Origin of the sequence: Sphingomonas sp. C3-2 (genome assembly GCF_033025475.1) — a bacterium.
Lineage (GTDB): Bacteria > Pseudomonadota > Alphaproteobacteria > Sphingomonadales > Sphingomonadaceae > Sphingobium_A.
This window is the reverse complement of the sequence record NZ_CP130322.1, coordinates 1,619,943-1,635,825: the sequence shown is the minus strand read 5'-3', so window position 1 is coordinate 1,635,825 and position 15,883 is coordinate 1,619,943. Positions and strand designations below refer to the sequence as shown.

The 15,883-nt window shown below is 66.2% G+C and carries 20 protein-coding genes; 8 read left to right on the top strand and 12 right to left on the bottom strand.

The features are described from left to right. Positions 1–3 precede the first annotated feature (3 nt). Positions 4–2,454 (top strand): heavy metal translocating P-type ATPase, encoded by a 2,451-nt coding sequence (locus QYC26_RS08045; RefSeq protein ID WP_317514868.1) that lies wholly within the window; start codon positions 4–6, stop codon positions 2,452–2,454. A gap of 65 nt (positions 2,455–2,519) precedes the next feature. Here the strand turns inward: QYC26_RS08045 and QYC26_RS08040 are convergent, their stop codons facing one another. The 4 genes from QYC26_RS08040 to alr all read right to left on the bottom strand — a co-directional run bounded on the left by QYC26_RS08040 (position 2,520) and on the right by alr (position 5,662). Beyond that, positions 2,520–2,720: a hypothetical protein gene (locus QYC26_RS08040; RefSeq protein ID WP_317514867.1), complete on the bottom strand. Its 201-nt coding sequence runs from the start codon at positions 2,718–2,720 to the stop codon at positions 2,520–2,522. Between the two features lie 123 nt (positions 2,721–2,843). Then, complete coding sequence (locus QYC26_RS08035; protein ID WP_317514866.1) at positions 2,844–3,188, bottom strand: RidA family protein; 345 nt, start codon at positions 3,186–3,188, stop codon at positions 2,844–2,846. Between the two features lie 78 nt (positions 3,189–3,266). Further along, the gene (locus tag QYC26_RS08030) at positions 3,267–4,526 is read right to left on the bottom strand and encodes a D-amino acid dehydrogenase (RefSeq protein WP_317514865.1); all 1,260 of its coding nucleotides are present in this window, start codon (positions 4,524–4,526) and stop codon (positions 3,267–3,269) included. Further along, positions 4,523–5,662 carry an alanine racemase gene (gene alr / locus QYC26_RS08025; RefSeq protein ID WP_317514864.1) on the bottom strand — a complete coding sequence of 380 codons (1,140 nt, stop codon included), beginning with the start codon at positions 5,660–5,662 and terminating at the stop codon, positions 4,523–4,525. Before alr ends, QYC26_RS08030 begins: the two co-directional genes overlap by 4 nt. A 108-nt stretch (positions 5,663–5,770) precedes the next feature. Here alr and QYC26_RS08020 point away from each other — a divergent pair, with 108 nt between their 5' ends. Beyond that, on the top strand, positions 5,771–6,232 hold the full coding sequence (locus QYC26_RS08020) for an Lrp/AsnC family transcriptional regulator (protein WP_317514863.1): 462 nt from the start codon (positions 5,771–5,773) through the stop codon (positions 6,230–6,232). A 13-nt stretch (positions 6,233–6,245) separates the two neighbouring features. Here QYC26_RS08020 and QYC26_RS08015 read toward each other — a convergent pair whose 3' ends face one another. Beyond that, positions 6,246–6,425: a hypothetical protein gene (locus QYC26_RS08015; protein ID WP_317514862.1), complete on the bottom strand. Its 180-nt coding sequence runs from the start codon at positions 6,423–6,425 to the stop codon at positions 6,246–6,248. A gap of 257 nt (positions 6,426–6,682) precedes the next feature. Here QYC26_RS08015 and QYC26_RS08010 point away from each other — a divergent pair, with 257 nt between their 5' ends. Beyond that, positions 6,683–7,099 (top strand): hypothetical protein, encoded by a 417-nt coding sequence (locus QYC26_RS08010; RefSeq protein ID WP_317514861.1) that lies wholly within the window; start codon positions 6,683–6,685, stop codon positions 7,097–7,099. Between the two features lie 48 nt (positions 7,100–7,147). Here QYC26_RS08010 and hmpA read toward each other — a convergent pair whose 3' ends face one another. Genes hmpA through QYC26_RS07995 form a run of 3 tightly spaced genes read right to left on the bottom strand, consistent with a single transcriptional unit; the run spans position 7,148 to position 9,077 of the window. Continuing rightward, on the bottom strand, positions 7,148–8,362 hold the full coding sequence (gene hmpA / locus QYC26_RS08005) for an NO-inducible flavohemoprotein (protein WP_317514860.1): 1,215 nt from the start codon (positions 8,360–8,362) through the stop codon (positions 7,148–7,150). 21 nt (positions 8,363–8,383) lie between these two features. Further along, complete coding sequence (locus tag QYC26_RS08000; protein WP_317514859.1) at positions 8,384–8,653, bottom strand: DUF1971 domain-containing protein; 270 nt, start codon at positions 8,651–8,653, stop codon at positions 8,384–8,386. Position 8,654: 1 nt separating this feature from the next. Continuing rightward, entirely contained in the window at positions 8,655–9,077 is a 423-nt protein-coding gene (locus QYC26_RS07995) for a group III truncated hemoglobin (protein WP_317514858.1), read from the bottom strand. 108 nt (positions 9,078–9,185) lie between these two features. Here QYC26_RS07995 and QYC26_RS07990 point away from each other — a divergent pair, with 108 nt between their 5' ends. Beyond that, on the top strand, positions 9,186–9,632 hold the full coding sequence (locus QYC26_RS07990; RefSeq protein ID WP_317514857.1) for an Rrf2 family transcriptional regulator: 447 nt from the start codon (positions 9,186–9,188) through the stop codon (positions 9,630–9,632). A 259-nt stretch (positions 9,633–9,891) separates the two neighbouring features. Beyond that, positions 9,892–10,305 (top strand): nucleoside diphosphate kinase regulator, encoded by a 414-nt coding sequence (gene rnk / locus QYC26_RS07985; RefSeq protein WP_317514856.1) that lies wholly within the window; start codon positions 9,892–9,894, stop codon positions 10,303–10,305. 53 nt (positions 10,306–10,358) lie between these two features. Here rnk and QYC26_RS07980 read toward each other — a convergent pair whose 3' ends face one another. Then, complete coding sequence (locus QYC26_RS07980) at positions 10,359–11,249, bottom strand: RcnB family protein (protein ID WP_317514855.1); 891 nt, start codon at positions 11,247–11,249, stop codon at positions 10,359–10,361. Positions 11,250–11,384: 135 nt separating this feature from the next. Then, the gene (locus QYC26_RS07975) at positions 11,385–11,927 is read right to left on the bottom strand and encodes a (2Fe-2S)-binding protein (RefSeq protein WP_317515028.1); all 543 of its coding nucleotides are present in this window, start codon (positions 11,925–11,927) and stop codon (positions 11,385–11,387) included. 85 nt (positions 11,928–12,012) lie between these two features. Between QYC26_RS07975 and QYC26_RS07970 the strand changes: the two genes are divergently transcribed. Then, the gene (locus tag QYC26_RS07970) at positions 12,013–12,813 is read left to right on the top strand and encodes a class III extradiol ring-cleavage dioxygenase (RefSeq protein WP_317514854.1); all 801 of its coding nucleotides are present in this window, start codon (positions 12,013–12,015) and stop codon (positions 12,811–12,813) included. A gap of 25 nt (positions 12,814–12,838) precedes the next feature. Here QYC26_RS07970 and QYC26_RS07965 read toward each other — a convergent pair whose 3' ends face one another. Then, a complete protein-coding gene (locus QYC26_RS07965; RefSeq protein ID WP_317514853.1) occupies positions 12,839–13,600 on the bottom strand; it encodes a class II aldolase/adducin family protein in 762 nt (253 codons plus the stop codon). Between the two features lie 270 nt (positions 13,601–13,870). Here QYC26_RS07965 and rpsU point away from each other — a divergent pair, with 270 nt between their 5' ends. Both rpsU and QYC26_RS07955 read left to right on the top strand, forming a co-directional pair. Continuing rightward, on the top strand, positions 13,871–14,077 hold the full coding sequence (rpsU, locus tag QYC26_RS07960; protein ID WP_119759866.1) for a 30S ribosomal protein S21: 207 nt from the start codon (positions 13,871–13,873) through the stop codon (positions 14,075–14,077). A gap of 76 nt (positions 14,078–14,153) precedes the next feature. Beyond that, positions 14,154–14,735 carry an FKBP-type peptidyl-prolyl cis-trans isomerase gene (locus QYC26_RS07955; protein ID WP_317514852.1) on the top strand — a complete coding sequence of 194 codons (582 nt, stop codon included), beginning with the start codon at positions 14,154–14,156 and terminating at the stop codon, positions 14,733–14,735. Between the two features lie 75 nt (positions 14,736–14,810). On the opposite strand, the gene QYC26_RS07950 is transcribed toward QYC26_RS07955, so the two are convergent. Next, entirely contained in the window at positions 14,811–15,881 is a 1,071-nt protein-coding gene (locus QYC26_RS07950) for an AI-2E family transporter (RefSeq protein ID WP_317514851.1), read from the bottom strand. Positions 15,882–15,883: the final 2 nt, after the last annotated feature.

The window sequence follows — 15,883 nt, the reverse complement described above, 5'->3', positions numbered from 1 at the left end:
ACAATGGACGTGCAAACGACCGAACGCAGTGCAGGCAGCAGGGAGGCCAGAGGGCATCTCGCGGTGCCGGTGCAGGGGATGAGCTGCGCGTCGTGCGCCGGCCGGATCGAGCGCGCGCTGGCCGTGGTGCCGGGCGTACGCAGCGTGGTGGTGAACCTCGCCAGCGAACGGGCCGAGATCGATCTGGAGGACGGCGCGGCGGACGGCCAGGCGATCGCCGACGCGATTGCGGGCGCGGGCTATACGCCGGGCATCACCACCAGCGAGATGACGATCACCGGCATGAGCTGTGCCTCGTGCGTCGGCCGGATCGAACGCGCGCTGGCAGTAGTGCCGGGGGTGCTCAGCGCGACCGTTAATCTGGCGAGCGAAACCGCGCAAATCTCTCACTTCACGACCGTGACGCCCGATATGCTGGTACAGGCGATCGCCAAGGCGGGTTATGCGGCGACGCCGCGCAGCGATGCGCCGAGCGGGGAAGTGGCGGCCGAGCAGGTCTGGCACGATGCCGATAGACGCGCATTGTCGCATGTCATCATCGGCGCGGTGCTGACCCTGCCGTTGGTGCTTCCCATGCTCCTTGCACCGCTGGGCATTACGCTCGACGTGCCGGGATGGGTTCAGTGGCTGCTTGCAACGCCGGTACAGTTCTGGCTGGGCGCGCGATTCTACCGCGCGGGGTGGAGTGCGGTGAAGGCGCGCACGGGCAATATGGACCTGCTCGTCGCGATCGGGACGAGCGCGGCCTATGGGCTGAGCGTCTATCAGCTCGCGGTGCCGGCGGCGCATCACGGCGCGGCGCATTATTATTTCGAGGCCTCGGCCGTCGTCATCACGCTGGTGCTGCTCGGCAAGTGGCTGGAAAGCCGCGCCAAGCGCCAGACGGGCGCGGCGATCCGCGCGCTGATGGCGCTGCGCCCCGAAACCGCGCGCGTCGTCGATGCCGGGGGCACCGAGCGCGAGGTGGGTGTTGAAAGCGTGCGGCAGGGCGACCTTGTCCGCATCCGCCCGGGTGAGCGCATTCCGGTCGACGGACGGATCGTCGAGGGCGCGTCGAGCGTCGATGAATCGATGCTGACGGGCGAGAGCCTGCCGGTGGCGAAGGCCAAGGGCAGCCTGGTCGTTGGCGGCGCGATCAACGGCGAGGGGCTGATCCTTGTCGAGACGACCGCGGTCGGCAGCGAAACCATGCTGGCGCAGATCGTGCGGCTTGTCGAAAGCGCGCAGGGCGCCAAGGCGCCGATCCAGCGGCTGGTGGATCGGGTGAGTGCGGTGTTCGTGCCCGTGGTTCTGGCGGTGGCTGCCATCACCTTTATCGGCTGGATGGTGGCGGGTGCGGGCGTCGACGTGGCGGTGCTCAATGCGGTCGCGGTGCTCGTCATCGCCTGCCCGTGTGCGCTTGGGTTGGCGACGCCGACCGCGATCATGGCGGGCACCGGTGTTGCGGCCCGCGCGGGGATATTGATCAAGGACGCCGAAGCGCTGGAAGTGGCGCACCGCGTCGATCTGGTGGCGTTCGACAAGACCGGCACGCTGACCGAGGGCAAGCCGGTGCTGGTCGATGCCCCGGCCGCACAGGGCATGGACGATGCAGCGTTTCTGGAGATCGCCGCCGCGATCCAGAGCGGGAGCGAGCATCCGCTGGCGCGTGCGGTGGTGGACGCCGCACAGGCGCGCGGGCTGGCGGTGACCCCGGCCGGCGATGTTCAGGCGCTGCCCGGGCGCGGCGTGCAGGCGGTGATCGGTGGGCGCACCTATATCCTCGGCAGCAGCCGGTTGATGACCGAGAACGCGATCGAAACGGGGGCGCTGCAGGCGCGCGCCGATACACTGGCGGATGAGGGGCGGTCGATTTCGTGGCTGGCGGAGATCGCCCCCGAAAAGCGGCTGTGCGGGCTGCTGGCCTTTGGCGACGAACCCAAGGCGGTGGCGGCTCAGGCGGTGGCGACGTTGCAGCACAGGGGCGTGCGCGCGGTGATGCTGACCGGCGACAATGAAGGCGCGGCCAAGGCGGTGGCGGGAACGCTTGGTATTGCGGAGGTGTTCGCCAACGTCCTGCCCGACGGCAAGGCCGAGGCGGTGGGCAAGCTGCGCACGACCGGGCGGACGGTGGCGATGGTGGGCGACGGCGTCAACGACGCGCCCGCGCTGGCGGCGGCCGATGTCGGGATTGCGATGTCGACGGGCACTGATGTCGCGATGCACGCGGCCGGAATCACGCTGATGCGCGGCGACCCGCGGCTGGTGGCCGATGCGCTCGACATTTCGCATCGCACCTATGCCAAGATCCGCCAGGGGCTGTTCTGGGCGTTCATCTACAACATCGTCGGCATTCCGCTCGCCGCGCTCGGCTATCTGAGCCCGGTGATCGCGGGGGCGGCGATGGCGGCGTCGAGCGTGAGCGTGATCCTCAACGCGCTGACGCTGCGCCGCTGGCGCGCGGCGGCGCGATAAGCCATGAAAAAAGGGCCTTGCCGAATGTGACGGCAAGGCCCTTTTTCTAACCGGCCGGTAACCGATCAGTCGGTTTCGTTGACCTTGCCCTTTTGGGTGAGCTTGTCCTTCACCTTGGCGCGGTTGGCATAGAGCAGGGCGGCGACGATGGCGGCCGAACCGATTGCCGCGCCGACGCCGGCGGCGCCCCAGCGGCCGGATTTTCCGCGCTTTTCGGTGGTTTCTTCCTGAAATTCGGGCTTGTTGTCGGCTGCGTCGTCGCTCAACGATTCCTCCTGATTACGCTCGGGTTACGCTTACGCTACGGAACATGAAGAGCGCGGCGCGCCAGATCAAGGGAAAGTCTTGATTTCCGGGCCGGGTGCGCCGCGCTGTGGCGAAGCCGCCGATCAGTCGCGCGCGGCGACGCAGATGATTTCCACCTTGTACTGCGGCGCGGCGAGCTTGGCTTCGATGGTGGCGCGGGTGGGGGCGTCCTTGCCGTCGATCCAGGCTTCCCACACGGCGTTCATCTCGCCGAAGGTGGCGATGTCGGCGAGGACGATGGTGGCCGAAAGCAGCTTCGACTTGTCGGTGCCGGCGCGCGCGAGCAGCGCGTCGATTTCGGCGAGCACGGCGCGCGTCTGTTCGGTGACGGTTTCGCCGTCGGCGATCTGGCCGGCGAGATAGACGGTGTTGCCGTGGATGACGGCTTCGCTCATGCGCGGGCCGGAGTCGAGGCGGGTGATCGTCATGGTCATTCCTTTCAGGCGTTGCGACGGCGGGCGTCGAAATTCAGCGGAGCACGTGCGCGCCAGAATCGGTGCGCGGTGCTAGTGCGCGCCATAGCGTGCAATCGACAGATCGGAAGTCTCAATCGCGGGTTGGCGCCCGCTGACGAGATCGGCGAGCACATGGGCCGAACCGCACGCCATCGTCCAGCCAAGCGTGCCGTGCCCGGTGTTGAGGAAAAGATTGTCGTACCGCGTCGCGCCGATCACGGGGGTACCGTCGGGCGTCATCGGGCGCAGGCCCGACCAGTAGCTGGCTGCCGGAATATCGCCCGCACCGGGGAAAAGATCGCCCACCGAATGTTCGAGCGTTGCGCGGCGGCGCGCGGGCAGCACATTGTTGTAGCCCGAGATTTCGGCCATGCCGCCCACCCGGATGCGATCCCCCAGCCGGGTGATCGCGATCTTGTAGGTTTCGTCCATCAGCGTCGAGACGGGCGCGCGCGCGGCATCGGTGATGGGGACGGTGATCGAATAGCCCTTCACCGGATAGACGGGCAGCTTCAGCCCGAGCGGGCGGACCATGCGCGCCGAATAGCTGCCAAGTGCCAGCACATAGCGATCGGCGCGGATCACGCCCCGGCTGGTGCGCACGCCCGCGATGCGGCCGGCCTCGACCTCAAGCCCGTCGATCGCGGTATCGTGCAGGAAGGTGACGCCCCGCGCCGCCGCCATTTCGGCCAGCCTATTGGTGAACTTGAAACAATCCCCCGTCTCGTCATTGGGCAGGCGCAGCCCGCCGACGATCTTGTGCTTCGAGGCCGCCAGCCCGGGTTCGGCGGCAACGCAGCCATCGGCGTCGAGCAGTTCGAACGGGACGCCGCCCGCGCGCAGCACCTCGATATCGGGGGCGACACCGTCGAGCTGTTTCTGGGTGCGGAACAGCTGCAGCGTGCCCTGCATGCGCTGGTCATAGGCGATGCCGGTCTCGTCGCGCAGCGCCATCAGCGTGTCGCGGCTGAACTCGGCGAGGCGGACCATCCGGCTTTTGTTGAGCGCATAGCGGCTGGCGGTGCAGTTGCGCAGCATCGAGACCAGCCAGCCGAGCATCTCGCGGTCGATCTGCGGGCGCAGGATGAGGGGCGCATGCTCCATCATCAGCCACTTGATCGCCTTTTGCGGGATGCCGGGTGCGGCCCAGGGCGAGGAATAGCCGGGCGAGATTTCGCCGGCATTGGCAAAGCTGGTTTCCAGCGCCGGGCCGGACTGGCGGTCGATGACCGTGACCTCATGGCCGAGTTTGGACAGATACCAGGCGGAGGTGACGCCGATGACGCCACTTCCGAGAACCGCGACTTTCATGCTGCCTCCAGGCCTGCCCCGGCGGCGTCCAGATAATGGCGCTCATAGCGCGACCCGAGGCTGGTGAGAATTTCATAGGAAATCGTGCCCGCATCGGCGGCGAGCCGATCGAGCGATTGGTGCGGGCCGATCAGTTCGACCCAGTCGCCGGGCTGGAGCGCGCCTTCGGGGAGCGCGCTGATATCGAGCGAGATGCTGTCCATCGAGACGCGGCCGGCGATCGGCAGGCGCACGCCCTTGAACCATGCCGCGCCGCGATTGCCGAGCGCGCGGGGAAGCCCGTCGGCATAGCCGACCGCGATCGTCGCGAGCCGGGTTTGGCTGAGCGCGGTGAAGCTGAGCCCATAACCGACCCCGGCGCCCGGCGCGACGGTGCGCGTCTGGATGACGCGCGCGTCGAGCGACACCACGGCGCGCATCGGATTGTCGCCATCGAACGGCGCGCCGCCGTACAGCGCGATGCCGGGGCGGACGAGATCGCCATGAAAACCGGAAGAGAGGAAGGCCCCGCCCGAATTGGCGAGCGCGCGCGGCACGCCGGGAAAGCGATCGGCGAGTGCCGTAAAGGCGCGGTGCTGCGCGGCATTGGCGCCGTGATCGGGGGTGTCGGCACAGGCGAGATGGCTCATCACGAGCACGGGGTCGACCTGCGCGGCGAAATCGGCGCTGGCGGCAAGGGCGGCGGCTTCATCGGCGGTGAGGCCGAGGCGCGACATGCCGCTATCCACCTGAACCGCGGCGGGCAGGCGAACACCGCGCTGGGCGGCGAGCGCGCGCCAGCGCGCGGCCTGATCGGGGGCGTTCAGCACGGGGATGGCGCCGGCATCGGCGCATAGGCGCTCGGCACCGGGCGCAAGCCCGTTCAGAATGAAAAGGCGCGCATCCGGCGGAAGCAGGGGGAGGAGGGGGATCGCCTCCGCCAGATGCGCAACGAAGAAATCGCGGCAGCCCATGGCTGCGAGCATGGGGGCAACACGCTCTGCGCCAAGGCCGTAAGCATCGGCTTTGACCACCGCGGCCGCGCGCGCGGGGGAGGTGCGCGCGGCAATGTGGCGGTAATTCGTAGCAAGTGCGGACAGATCGATTGTGAGGCGACCGCCAAGCCCCAAATCGGGAGAGAGGGAGTATCTGTCCATGCGGCGCAGTCTATGCGCCGATCATTCGAATGAATGACGAAATGATGACGAATGATTGCGTGAATGCTATGATCTGCTCATAAAATTCGAGCATAACGGAATTTCATTGTGTCACTCGATGCCATCGACCGGAATATCGTGCGCCTGCTCAGGCTGGATGGGCGGATGTCCAACGCCGAGCTTGCGGCGAAGGTGGGGCTTTCTCCCTCGGCGTGTCTGCGCCGGGTCAACAATCTCGAGGAAGCGGGCGTCATCCGTGGGTATACCGCGATCGTCGCCGGGCCGGAGGAGGACGGCGTCGTCGCGATCGTGCGGATCACGCTCGAACGCCAGACCGAGGAATATCTCAATCGCTTTGAGGCGGCGGTGCGCCAATATCCCGAAATCCAGGAATGTTTCCTGATGACGGGCGATGCCGATTATATCCTGCGCGCGGTGGCGGCGGACACGGCGGCCTATGAGGAAATCCACAAGATCCTCTCGCGCCTCCCCGGCGTCGCGCGGATCCATTCCTCCATCGCGATGCGCAGCGTGCTGCGCCCGGGGCCGAAACGCCGCGCGCGCGGGTAAAGCCCTTAACCCGTCAGCGGCGGGCGGGGCGGAGCGCCAGTTGCTGGGGGCAGAGACGCGGATCGGCGCGGGCGTAGAGTTGGGCGGCGAGCCGCGCATAGCGCGCGGCCATGGCGCGGTGGGCGAGTTCGGCGACCCGGTCCACCGCATGTTCGGCGGCGCGGAGTTCGGCTTTCCAACAGGCAATGAGCACGTCTCTGGCCTTGCGTCCCATCTGAACCTCCGGTCCTTCCCAAACTCGATCAGGGCATATCGTTAATTCTCTACCATTTAAGTCAACATAACACGACGGCGCAAAATTGGCCAGCCGGCCGTCCGCCGACCGGTCGTGTTTTTGGCTCCAGCCGGCTTGGGGAGGACTCGGGCCGTCTCAGCCCTGGGGCGAGGCGCTTGCCCCGGCCATTGGCGCACGGGCTATAGGGGGCCATGGATAACCAGGTGATTGGAGTGATGATGAAGCGTCTGCGTATCGGGGCGGTGATCGTGGCCGGGATGGCCGTGCTGGGTGGTGCGCAGGGCGCGCAGGCGAACGGGCTGGTGGCCGAGGCCAATCTGGCGCGCTGGCACGGCGACTGGGGCGGCGAACTGGGCGCGGGCTATGCGTTCGAGGCCGCGGGCTTCACCTTGCGGCCGATGGCGGGGGTGATGCTGCAGGATGATGGCGATGGCACCGGAACCAGGCTCTACGGCAAGATCGAGGCGAGCTATACCTTGCCCGCATCGGTGGAACTGGGGCTGGGCGCGCGGCTGAGCGGCGACCGGACGCGCAGCTATGCGCTGGTGAGCCTGCCGCTGGCGCCCAAGATCCGCGTGAAGGGCAATGTCGGCGACGGCTATTTCGCGCTCGGCGCGCGACTGGATTTCTGATCCGGGAATAGGGGGCAGGGGCGGCGCGGTGCCGCCCCTGCCGACCGGTCAGGCGGCGAGGAGTTCGTCGGCCGGGCCGAAGAATTCATAATGGATGCGGCTGGCCTCGACCCCGGCGAGCGAGAGCGCGGAGACGAGCGCGCGCAGGAAGGGGCGCGGGCCGCACAGATAGAAATCGGCATCGTCGACCGGGGTGTTGGCAAGCAGCCAATCCGCGTCGATCAACCCGGCGACGTCGTAATCGCGGCCCTGAACATCCTCTGCCCGGGGCTGCTGATAGAAGATCGTCGCCTTGCCGTTGGGCAGGCTGTCGACGAGCGCGCGGACATGATCGCGCATCGCATGGGTCGATCCATCGAGCGTGCCGTGCGCATAATGGACCGCAGCGTCCTTGTGCTTGGCGGCGATGGTTTCGAGCATCGCGACCATCGGGGTGAGGCCGACACCGCCCGAGAGCAGTATGACGGGGCGGTCGACATGTTCGCCCATGAAGAATTCGCCCGCGGGCGCGCCGACCTTGAGGACGGTGCCCGGCTTGGCCGCGTCGTGCAGCCAGCCCGAAACGATGCCCTGCGGTTCGCGCTTCACCGAGATGCGGTAGCTTTTGCCATTGGGCGTTTCGGAGATCGAATAGTTGCGCTTGAGCGGGGCATGACCGGGAATTTCGACCCAGAAGGTGAGATATTGGCCGGGCTTGTGGCGGAGCACGGGGCCGCCATCGACCGGGCGCAGGATGAAGGAGGTGATGATCGCGCTTTCGTGGCGGACCTCTTCGACCACGAAATCGCGCCAGCCGTTCCAGCCGCCCTCGGCCGAGGCGAGATCGCGGTAGATATGATCCTCGCGCGCGATGAGGATATTGGCGAGGAACCAATAGGCTTCGCCCCAGGCGGCGAGGATCTCGTCGGTTGCGGCATCGCCCAGCACATGCGCGATTGCGCCCAGAAGCGCCTCGGCGACATGGGGGTAATGTTCGGGCAGGATCTGCAGCCCGACATGCTTTTGCGCGATCCGTTCGACCGCGGGCGCCAGCGCGCCGAGATTTTCGATATTGGCGGCATAGGCGAGGATCGCCGTGGCGAGCGCGCGCGGCTGCGAGCCGGCATCGCCGTGGTGCGACTGATTGAACAGATCGCGGATATCGGGGTTCTGGAACATCCGCGTGTACATTTCATGGACGATATCGAGCCCATGCGCCTCGAGCGCGGGAACGGTGGCTTTGACGATCGCGATGGTTTCGGCGGAAAGCGGTTTTTGCGTCATGCGGATACTCCTGGAGCGAAATCAGGCAAAAGGGGGTTCGTCGTAGAAATCGACCTGCATGCGCAGCGGGCCGAGCGGTTCGACGAAATGGGTTTGTTCGGGAAGGATGATCCCGGGACGATCCGGGGTGAGGATCTGTTCGGAGGGCGGCGCGGCGATGGTGAGGCGCAATTCCCCCTCGAGCACGCGGATGACGCCCCAGACACCGGGCTTGGTACGGTGTTCGCGGCGCAGCGCGGCGGGCAGATCGACCTCGGTGAAGACCGGGGTGGAGCGGTAGGGACTGGGCATGTCAGCCCCCCACCGGGCAGGCGGCGGGGGCCGCGGCCGAACCCTGCGCGCCGCCGAGGCGGAAGAACAGCGCAAGGCTGAGGCTTTCGCCGATCCGGGCGGCCTTGTCCTGCAGTGCCTGTGCGGCTTCGGGCATCATCACCTCGGCGGTCGTGGCGTTCCAGAGCGCGAGCCAGCGATCGAAATGATCGGGGGCGATCGCAGCGCGGTGGCGCAGATGGGCGGCCATCGGGTTGCCCTTATAGCGCCCGCTGGTGAGCATCACCGACGACCAGAAGGCGATCAGCTTTTCGAGATGTTCGGGCCAGTCGGTGATCGCCGCGTTGAAGATCGGCCCCAGTTCGGCGTCTTCGCGGACGCGGGCGTAAAAGAGGGGGATCAGGCGTTCGAGCCCGGCTTCGTCGAGCGGTGAGCGGTCATCCATGAGTCGCACCTTAAACATGCATCTTCAATGCATCTATTATCACGGCTTAAAAGATGCAAGAGAAATGCATATATTAATTCGGGCCGCCGACGACGATGGAGCAAGACCATGCGCCTGACGCTTTTCACGGATTATTCGATGCGCGTGCTGCTCTATCTGGGCGCGCGGCCCGATCGGCTGTGTTCGATCGCCGAAATCGCGCGCGGTTACGCGATCTCGCAAAACCATCTGATGAAGGTGGTGAACGAGCTGGTGCGCAGCGGCTATGTCGAAAGCGTGCGCGGGCGATCGGGGGGCGTGCGGCTGGCGCTGGCGCCCGAGACGATCAATATCGGCGCGGTCGTCCGTCATACCGAGGACGGGTTCGACCTTGTTGATTGCGGCGGCTGCACGATTGCGCCCGCCTGTGGGCTGACCGGGATATTGCGCGAGGCGGTGGGGGCGTTTCTGGGAGTGCTTGACCGGTATACGCTGGCCGATCTGCTCGGCCGCCGCGCCGATATTGCGCAGCTATTCCTGACCGAGGCCGAGACCGGGCGCGCGACGGCCGGGTGAGCGGTATGGGCGCCGAATTCAGATAAAGCTTGAAACCCGCGGCGTGCGCGCCGATGTTGGGGGCATGTGCACGATGCCGTTCCTCTATTGCCTCCTTTCGCGCCGGGAAAACCCGCTCGCACTGGCTTTGCCCCAGGTCTGAGGCGTTTGGCGCCCCAGGCTTGGGGCGTTTGCATCCACATCCAGAGTTCACCGAAAAACGGACAGGCGCGGCCCGATGCGGCACGCGCACCCGATTTGCTGCAAGGCAGACCCATCAATGCGTAAACCAGCCGGCGACACCGAGTCGCTTCCCGTAATCATCATCAGCGAGGACGATCAGGACCGTCTGTTCGATCTGGCCTATGCCTATGAAAAGCGCGCGCCGCAGGTATCCGAAACGCTGCTCGCCGAACTGAACCGCGCCGAAGTGCGCAGCGAAGACGATATGCCCGCAACCGTGGTCGGCATGGGATCGACCGTGCATTTCAAGGCCGAGGACGGGCAGGATCGCACGGTGACGCTGGTTTATCCGGGGCAGGCCGATATCGAAGCCGGCAAGATCTCGGTCGCGACGCCGGTGGGCGCGGCGCTGATCGGGCTGACCGTTGGCCAGTCGTTCCGCTGGGCGGGCCGCGACGGGCAGGGCCATTTGCTGACCGTCGTCGCGGTCGAGCGCAAGCCCGCCGCCTGAACGAAAAAGGGGCGCCCGGACCAGACCGGACGCCCCCTTTCGTGGCCGATTTCTTACCAGAAGAAATCGTAGATCGTATCGACGACATAGCCGTTGCGAATATCGACGAGCAGGACGTCGTCGAAATAGCGGACCCAGCGATACGGGCCGTTTGCGGGCGGCAGGCGATAATGCCAGGGATCGTCGATCCAGTAGCTCGAGCCGAAGAGCATCGAGTCGAGATAGATGCCCGAATTGAAGCGGCGATAGCCGTAGTCCCAGCCATAGGGGACGTGGTAGCGCCCCGAGCGGTAGACATGCCGGTTGTCCTGACGATAGCGCTGCCAGTCATAGCGCCGGTCATTGCGCCAGTCGCGGTTCCAGCGATGATCGTCGCGATCCCAGTTGCGATCGCGGTTTCCGTTCCAATTGCGATCGCGGTTCCAGTCGCGGTTGTTGGCCCAGTTGCGATCACGATTCGCGTCGCGGTTTCCGTTCCAGTTGCGATCACGATTCGCGTCGCGATTGCTGTTCCAGTTGCGGTCGCGGTTCGCGGCGCGGTTGCCAGCCCAGTTGCGGTCGCCATTGCCGTCGCGGGCGCGGCTCCAATTGCGGTTCTGGTCGCGATTGCCCTGCCGGTCGGCGACGGGTGCGGCGCGTTGCCAGCGGGTGGTGTCCGGTGAGGCATTGGCGGGCCGATCACCATTGCCGCGCCAGCGGCGATCCGGGGCATTTGCCTGCGGGCGCATCTCGCCACGGCGCTGCATCGTCGGGCGTTGGCCATCGCCGCGCTGTGCGCGGGCTTCGGGGATGCGCGCGCGATCAGGGCGGGCCTGGCGTTCGGCACGGTTTTGACGTTCGGCGCGCGGCTGGCCGAAACCACGGTCGCCAGCGGGGCGTTCCTGCGCAAGCACGGGCGATGCCGCAGTCGCCGCAAGCAGGGCGAGGATCAGCAACTTCTTCATGGCAGATACTCCAGCGCGGCGCATTTCGCCGCCATTGCACCAACCATGACGATTCGGGCGTGAGCCGAGACTGAACCGGCTTGTCAGCCGATTGAAAGGAATCGACCGGGCCGGACGCTTGCCATTTCGCGCCTGTTATTTGGAGGGCGGGGTGAGCGCCGGAACCTCGCGCGCGGCGTCCTCACGCGAGATGCGTGGGGGGGGAACGGCCGAGATCGTCTCGCCGCCGGCGGCGATGCGCGCGGCGTGGCGGATCGCGCGGCGGATGCGCGGATAGGTGCCGCAGCGGCAGATATTGGTCATCGCCGCGTCGATATCGTCGTCGCTGGGATTGGGATTTTTGGCGAGCAGATTGGCCGCCGCCATGATCATGCCCGATTGGCAGAAGCCGCATTGGGGCACATTTTCGGCGGCCCAGGCCTGCTGGACCGGATGGCTGCGATCGCCCGACAGCGCCTCGATCGTGGTGACGAACGCGCCTTCGAGATCGCCGATACGGACCTGGCAGCTGCGCCGCGCCGCGCCGTCGATCTCCACCGTGCACGCGCCGCAATCGCCCCGCCCGCAACCATATTTGGTGCCCGTGAGATTGGATGCGTCGCGCAGCGCCCAGAGGAGCGGCGTATCGGGATCCATGCGGTAATGGACGGGCTGGTTGTTGACGGTGAAGCTGGTCATGGCTGCGCGGTGATAGCCCATCGCCGGGCTGCGGGGAAAGATGCGTGTCTTGCAGAGCCCTGCAGCGCCACCAATATGCGTGGCCATGACGACACAACCCAGCCTTTTCATCCCGCACGGCGGCGGCCCCTGCTTCTTCATGCACGAGGACGGCAGCGTCGATCCGATGTGGCAGCCCATGCAGCGCTATCTGGAACGGATCATCGCCGACCTCCCCGAAAAGCCCAAGGCGATCCTCATGATCTCGGGCCATTGGGAAGAAGAGGCGTTCACCGTCCATACCGGCGCGCAGCCCGCGCTGTATTTCGACTATTACGGCTTTCCCGAGCACACCTATCGCCTGCGCTGGGACGCGCCGGGCGCGCCCGCGCTGGCCCGCCGCGCCGAGGCGCTGCTGAAGGCCGCCGGTTTCGCGACCGGCGAGGAGGCCGCGCGCGGCTGGGACCACGGCGTGTTCATCCCGATGATGGTGGCGCGGCCCGAGGCGGATATTCCGGTGGTGCAGCTTTCGCTGCGCGGCGACCTTGACCCCGCCGCGCATATCGCCGCCGGCCGCGCGCTTGCGCCGCTGCGCGACGAGGGCGTGCTGATCGTCGGATCGGGCATGAGCTTTCACAATATGCGCGTGCGCGGCCCCGCCGCGACCGACGCCGCCGATATTTTCGACGATGCGCTGACCGCCGCCGTTACCGACCCCGATGCCGAGTCGCGCGCGCGCCGCGTGGCGGCATGGGAGGATCTGCCCGAGGCGCGCTTTGCGCACCCGCGCGAGGAGCATCTGATTCCGCTGATGGTGGCGCTGGGGGCGGGCGGCGACAGCCCGGCAACGCGCGATTTCACCGATCATGTGATCGGCTGGAAGGTTTCGGGCTACCGTTTCGGCTGACCCGATCGGGCCGGGGCCGGCGGGATCAGTCCCGCCAGCTCCGGTCGATCCGGTCGACAAGGCGCACCATCGCGGCGAAATCGGGCGCACCCGCCCCGCCGGGGATCTGGACCTTGTGCAGATCGCGCTGGTGCACGGCGATCACGTCCTCGGCCACGGTGATCGGCTGGCCCATCGACAGCGTGGCGAGCTGGATCTCGCAGGCGCGCTGGAGCGACCAGTGCTTCAGAAACGCCTCGGGCAGGGTGGTGCCCATCACGAGGATGCCGTGGTTGCGCAGCAGCATCACGCGCTTGCTGCCGAGATGCGCGACGAGTCGCTCGCCCTCCTCGGCGCGGACGGTGACCCCCTCGAAATCGTGATACGCGATCTGGCCGATGAAATTGCACGCATAGAAATTGATCGGCTGAAGCCCGCCCTCGAGCGCGGCGACCGCCATGCCCGCGGTGGTGTGCGTGTGCATGATGCAATGCGCATCGGGCAGATGGCGGTGGAAGACGCTGTGCTGGGTGAAGCCCGCGAGATTGACCGGATAGGGATTGTCGTCGAGCTTGTTGCCGTCAATGTCGATCTTGACGAGGTTGGAGGCCTTCACCTCGCTGAAATGCAGGCCGTACGGGTTGATCAGAAAGGCGTTTTCGCTGTCCGGCAGCTTTACGGTGATGTGGTTGTAGATCATTTCGGACCAGCCGAGCATGTCGAACACGCGGTAGCAGGCGGCCAACTGGCGCCGTGCTTCCCATTCGGCTTCGCTCCATTCGGGGGTGGACCTGATCGCCGTCGCCATCCGTCTCTCTCCTCGGAATTATCCGTATCTTTGTGCAACCTATATCGCATGACGCCCGGGGCAGGGCAATCGGGGGGACGGGGGCAGCCAGCGGCGCCGCGACCGGGGCTGGGGCGCGACGGCGCTTTGCGTCTTGAAAATCACGGGGTCTGCTGATAGTGCGCCCCGCACACGGCGTGGGAATCGTCCTACGACGGCCATGTTTTATTGCTTCTGGAGCGAGCGATTCGCGCCTGTTCCGGAACCGGAAGATTGGAGACTGACGGCCTTATGCAAATCCTCGTTCGCGACAATAACGTCGACCAGGCACTGCGCGCGCTCAAGAAGAAGCTGCAGCGTGAAGGCGTGTACCGCGAAATGAAGCTTCGTCGTCACTATGAAAAGCCCTCGGAAAAGCGTGCGCGCGAACGCGCTGCTGCCATCCGCCGCGCCCGCAAGCTGGAGCGCAAGCGCATGGAACGCGACGGCGCTCGTTAAGCAGACCGGCCGGGGTTATGCCCGGCCTGCCTGACACGCATTTTTCCAGACCTTTCAGTCCGAAGGCAGTTCGACAATGTCCGTAACCGCAGTACCGCTCCGCCCAATCGCAAAGGGTGCGCTTGCGAAGCTCTGGATTGGCGTGGGTCTGGCGGTCGCGGTTGCAGCTGGCGGCGCCTATCTCGGCACGCAGAGCGCCGCGGTGGCCAATGCCGGCACCCCCGAGCAGTTCCTTGCGTGGAACGCGAAGCAGGCCGGTGTCGTCACCACCGCTTCGGGGCTGCAGTACAAGGTCGTCGAAGAAGGCAAGGGTGCAAAGCCCACCGATTCGGACGCTGTTCTTGTGAGCTACAAGGGCACGTTGCGCGACGGTAAGGTGTTCGACGAGAATTCGCAGGCGAGCTTTCCGGTCGCCGGCGTGGTTCCCGGTTTTTCCGAAGGCCTGAAGCTGATGTCGCGCGGTGCGAAGTACCGCCTCTTCATTCCGCCCGCGCTTGGCTATGGCGAGCAGTCGCCCGCCGAAGTGATCCCGGCGAATTCGGTTCTCGTGTTCGATGTCGAGCTGCTCGACTTCCGCTCGATGGCCGAGATTCAGGCGGAAATGCAGCGCATGCGCGAAAGCGGTGCGATGCCCGGCGGAATGCCCGGCGGCCGCTGACACCAGCGGACTGGAAAAGAGAATCAAGGGCTGGCGCCGCAAGCGCCGGCCCTTTTCTTATGTGCGGATGACGGGTCAGGGCGGCGCGATCAGCACGCGCTGCGGGCCGCGTTCGGAGCGGCGTTCGAGCGCGACCTTGATCATCGCGACGATCGGATCGGCGAGCGCGAGGCCGTAAATGCCGAACAGCGTGCCGAGAAGGATCTGCGCGCCCAGCGTGAGCGCGGGCGGCATATCGACCGTCTGCTTGGCGACGAGCGGGATCATCACATAGCCGTCGAAGGTCTGGACGACGAAATAGACGGCGATCGCGAGCAGCCCCGTCTCCACCCCCGCGCTGAAGCCGACCGCCACCATCAGCAGCCCGCTGATGAACGCGCCGATATTGGGGATGAAGGCGAGAACCCCGGTGAGGATGCCAAGGATGAGCGCCATCGGCACCCCGGCCAGGCTGAGCGCGATCCAGGTGAGCACGCCCTCGAAGAACATGCCGAACAGCCGGCCGGCCATCAGGCGGCGCATGGTGAAGCCCATGCGATCGAAGGTGATGCGGGCTTCCTCGCGCTTTTCGGTGGGGAGCAGCCATTGGAAGCCACGTTCGTAGATGCGCGGCTCCATCGCGAGGAAGAGGCCGATCACCGCGATCATGAACAGGCTGGTGAGCGCGCCAAAGGCGGTGCTGAGATAGCTGGTCAACCGGCCGAGCGAGCCCAGCGCCTCGCGCGCGAGCGTCTTGATATCGTCATTGCCGGGCATCAGCCCCATCGACGACAGCCATTTGAGGAATGCGTCGCCCTGGACGACGATGGTTTCGCGCAACTGGGTGGCCTGTTGGCCGAGTTCGACCCCGGTGAGATAGACCGTGCCGACGAGAAAGCCGATCGCGGCGAGGACGACGATCAGCAGCCTGATGCCGCGCGGCAGGGGCAGGGCGCGGCCGAGCAGGCGCGTGCCGCCATCGAGGATGATCGCGAAGATGATGCCGCCCAGGATGAGGAGCAGCGGCTGGATGAGGAGGACGACGAGCGCGAAGGTCCCGGTCATCGACAGCCAGATAAAGGCCTTGCGGATTTCGGCGCGCACCGCGGGGTCATGAACCTCGCTAGGACCGGGGGTGGTCACCGTACGAGGTTCATTTTCCGCCATGG

Bases quoted from the DNA above. Each gene is read 5' to 3' on its own strand.
- alr (WP_317514864.1), bottom strand. From the start codon at position 5,662: ATGGACAGATACTCCCTCTCTCCCGATTTGGGGCTTGGCGGTCGCCTC.
- QYC26_RS08010 (WP_317514861.1), top strand. From the start codon at position 6,683: ATGATGAAGCGTCTGCGTATCGGGGCGGTGATCGTGGCCGGGATGGCC.
- QYC26_RS07965 (WP_317514853.1), bottom strand. From the start codon at position 13,600: ATGGCGACGGCGATCAGGTCCACCCCCGAATGGAGCGAAGCCGAATGG.
- QYC26_RS08045 (WP_317514868.1), top strand. From the start codon at position 4: ATGGACGTGCAAACGACCGAACGCAGTGCAGGCAGCAGGGAGGCCAGA.
- rpsU (WP_119759866.1), top strand. From the start codon at position 13,871: ATGCAAATCCTCGTTCGCGACAATAACGTCGACCAGGCACTGCGCGCG.
- QYC26_RS07975 (WP_317515028.1), bottom strand. From the start codon at position 11,927: ATGACCAGCTTCACCGTCAACAACCAGCCCGTCCATTACCGCATGGAT.
- QYC26_RS07980 (WP_317514855.1), bottom strand. From the start codon at position 11,249: ATGAAGAAGTTGCTGATCCTCGCCCTGCTTGCGGCGACTGCGGCATCG.
- hmpA (WP_317514860.1), bottom strand. From the start codon at position 8,362: ATGACGCAAAAACCGCTTTCCGCCGAAACCATCGCGATCGTCAAAGCC.
- QYC26_RS07955 (WP_317514852.1), top strand. From the start codon at position 14,154: ATGTCCGTAACCGCAGTACCGCTCCGCCCAATCGCAAAGGGTGCGCTT.
- QYC26_RS07950 (WP_317514851.1), bottom strand. From the start codon at position 15,881: ATGGCGGAAAATGAACCTCGTACGGTGACCACCCCCGGTCCTAGCGAG.
- QYC26_RS08030 (WP_317514865.1), bottom strand. From the start codon at position 4,526: ATGAAAGTCGCGGTTCTCGGAAGTGGCGTCATCGGCGTCACCTCCGCC.
- QYC26_RS08000 (WP_317514859.1), bottom strand. From the start codon at position 8,653: ATGCCCAGTCCCTACCGCTCCACCCCGGTCTTCACCGAGGTCGATCTG.
- QYC26_RS07990 (WP_317514857.1), top strand. From the start codon at position 9,186: ATGCGCCTGACGCTTTTCACGGATTATTCGATGCGCGTGCTGCTCTAT.
- QYC26_RS08035 (WP_317514866.1), bottom strand. From the start codon at position 3,188: ATGACGATCACCCGCCTCGACTCCGGCCCGCGCATGAGCGAAGCCGTC.
- rnk (WP_317514856.1), top strand. From the start codon at position 9,892: ATGCGTAAACCAGCCGGCGACACCGAGTCGCTTCCCGTAATCATCATC.
- QYC26_RS07970 (WP_317514854.1), top strand. From the start codon at position 12,013: ATGACGACACAACCCAGCCTTTTCATCCCGCACGGCGGCGGCCCCTGC.
- QYC26_RS07995 (WP_317514858.1), bottom strand. From the start codon at position 9,077: ATGGATGACCGCTCACCGCTCGACGAAGCCGGGCTCGAACGCCTGATC.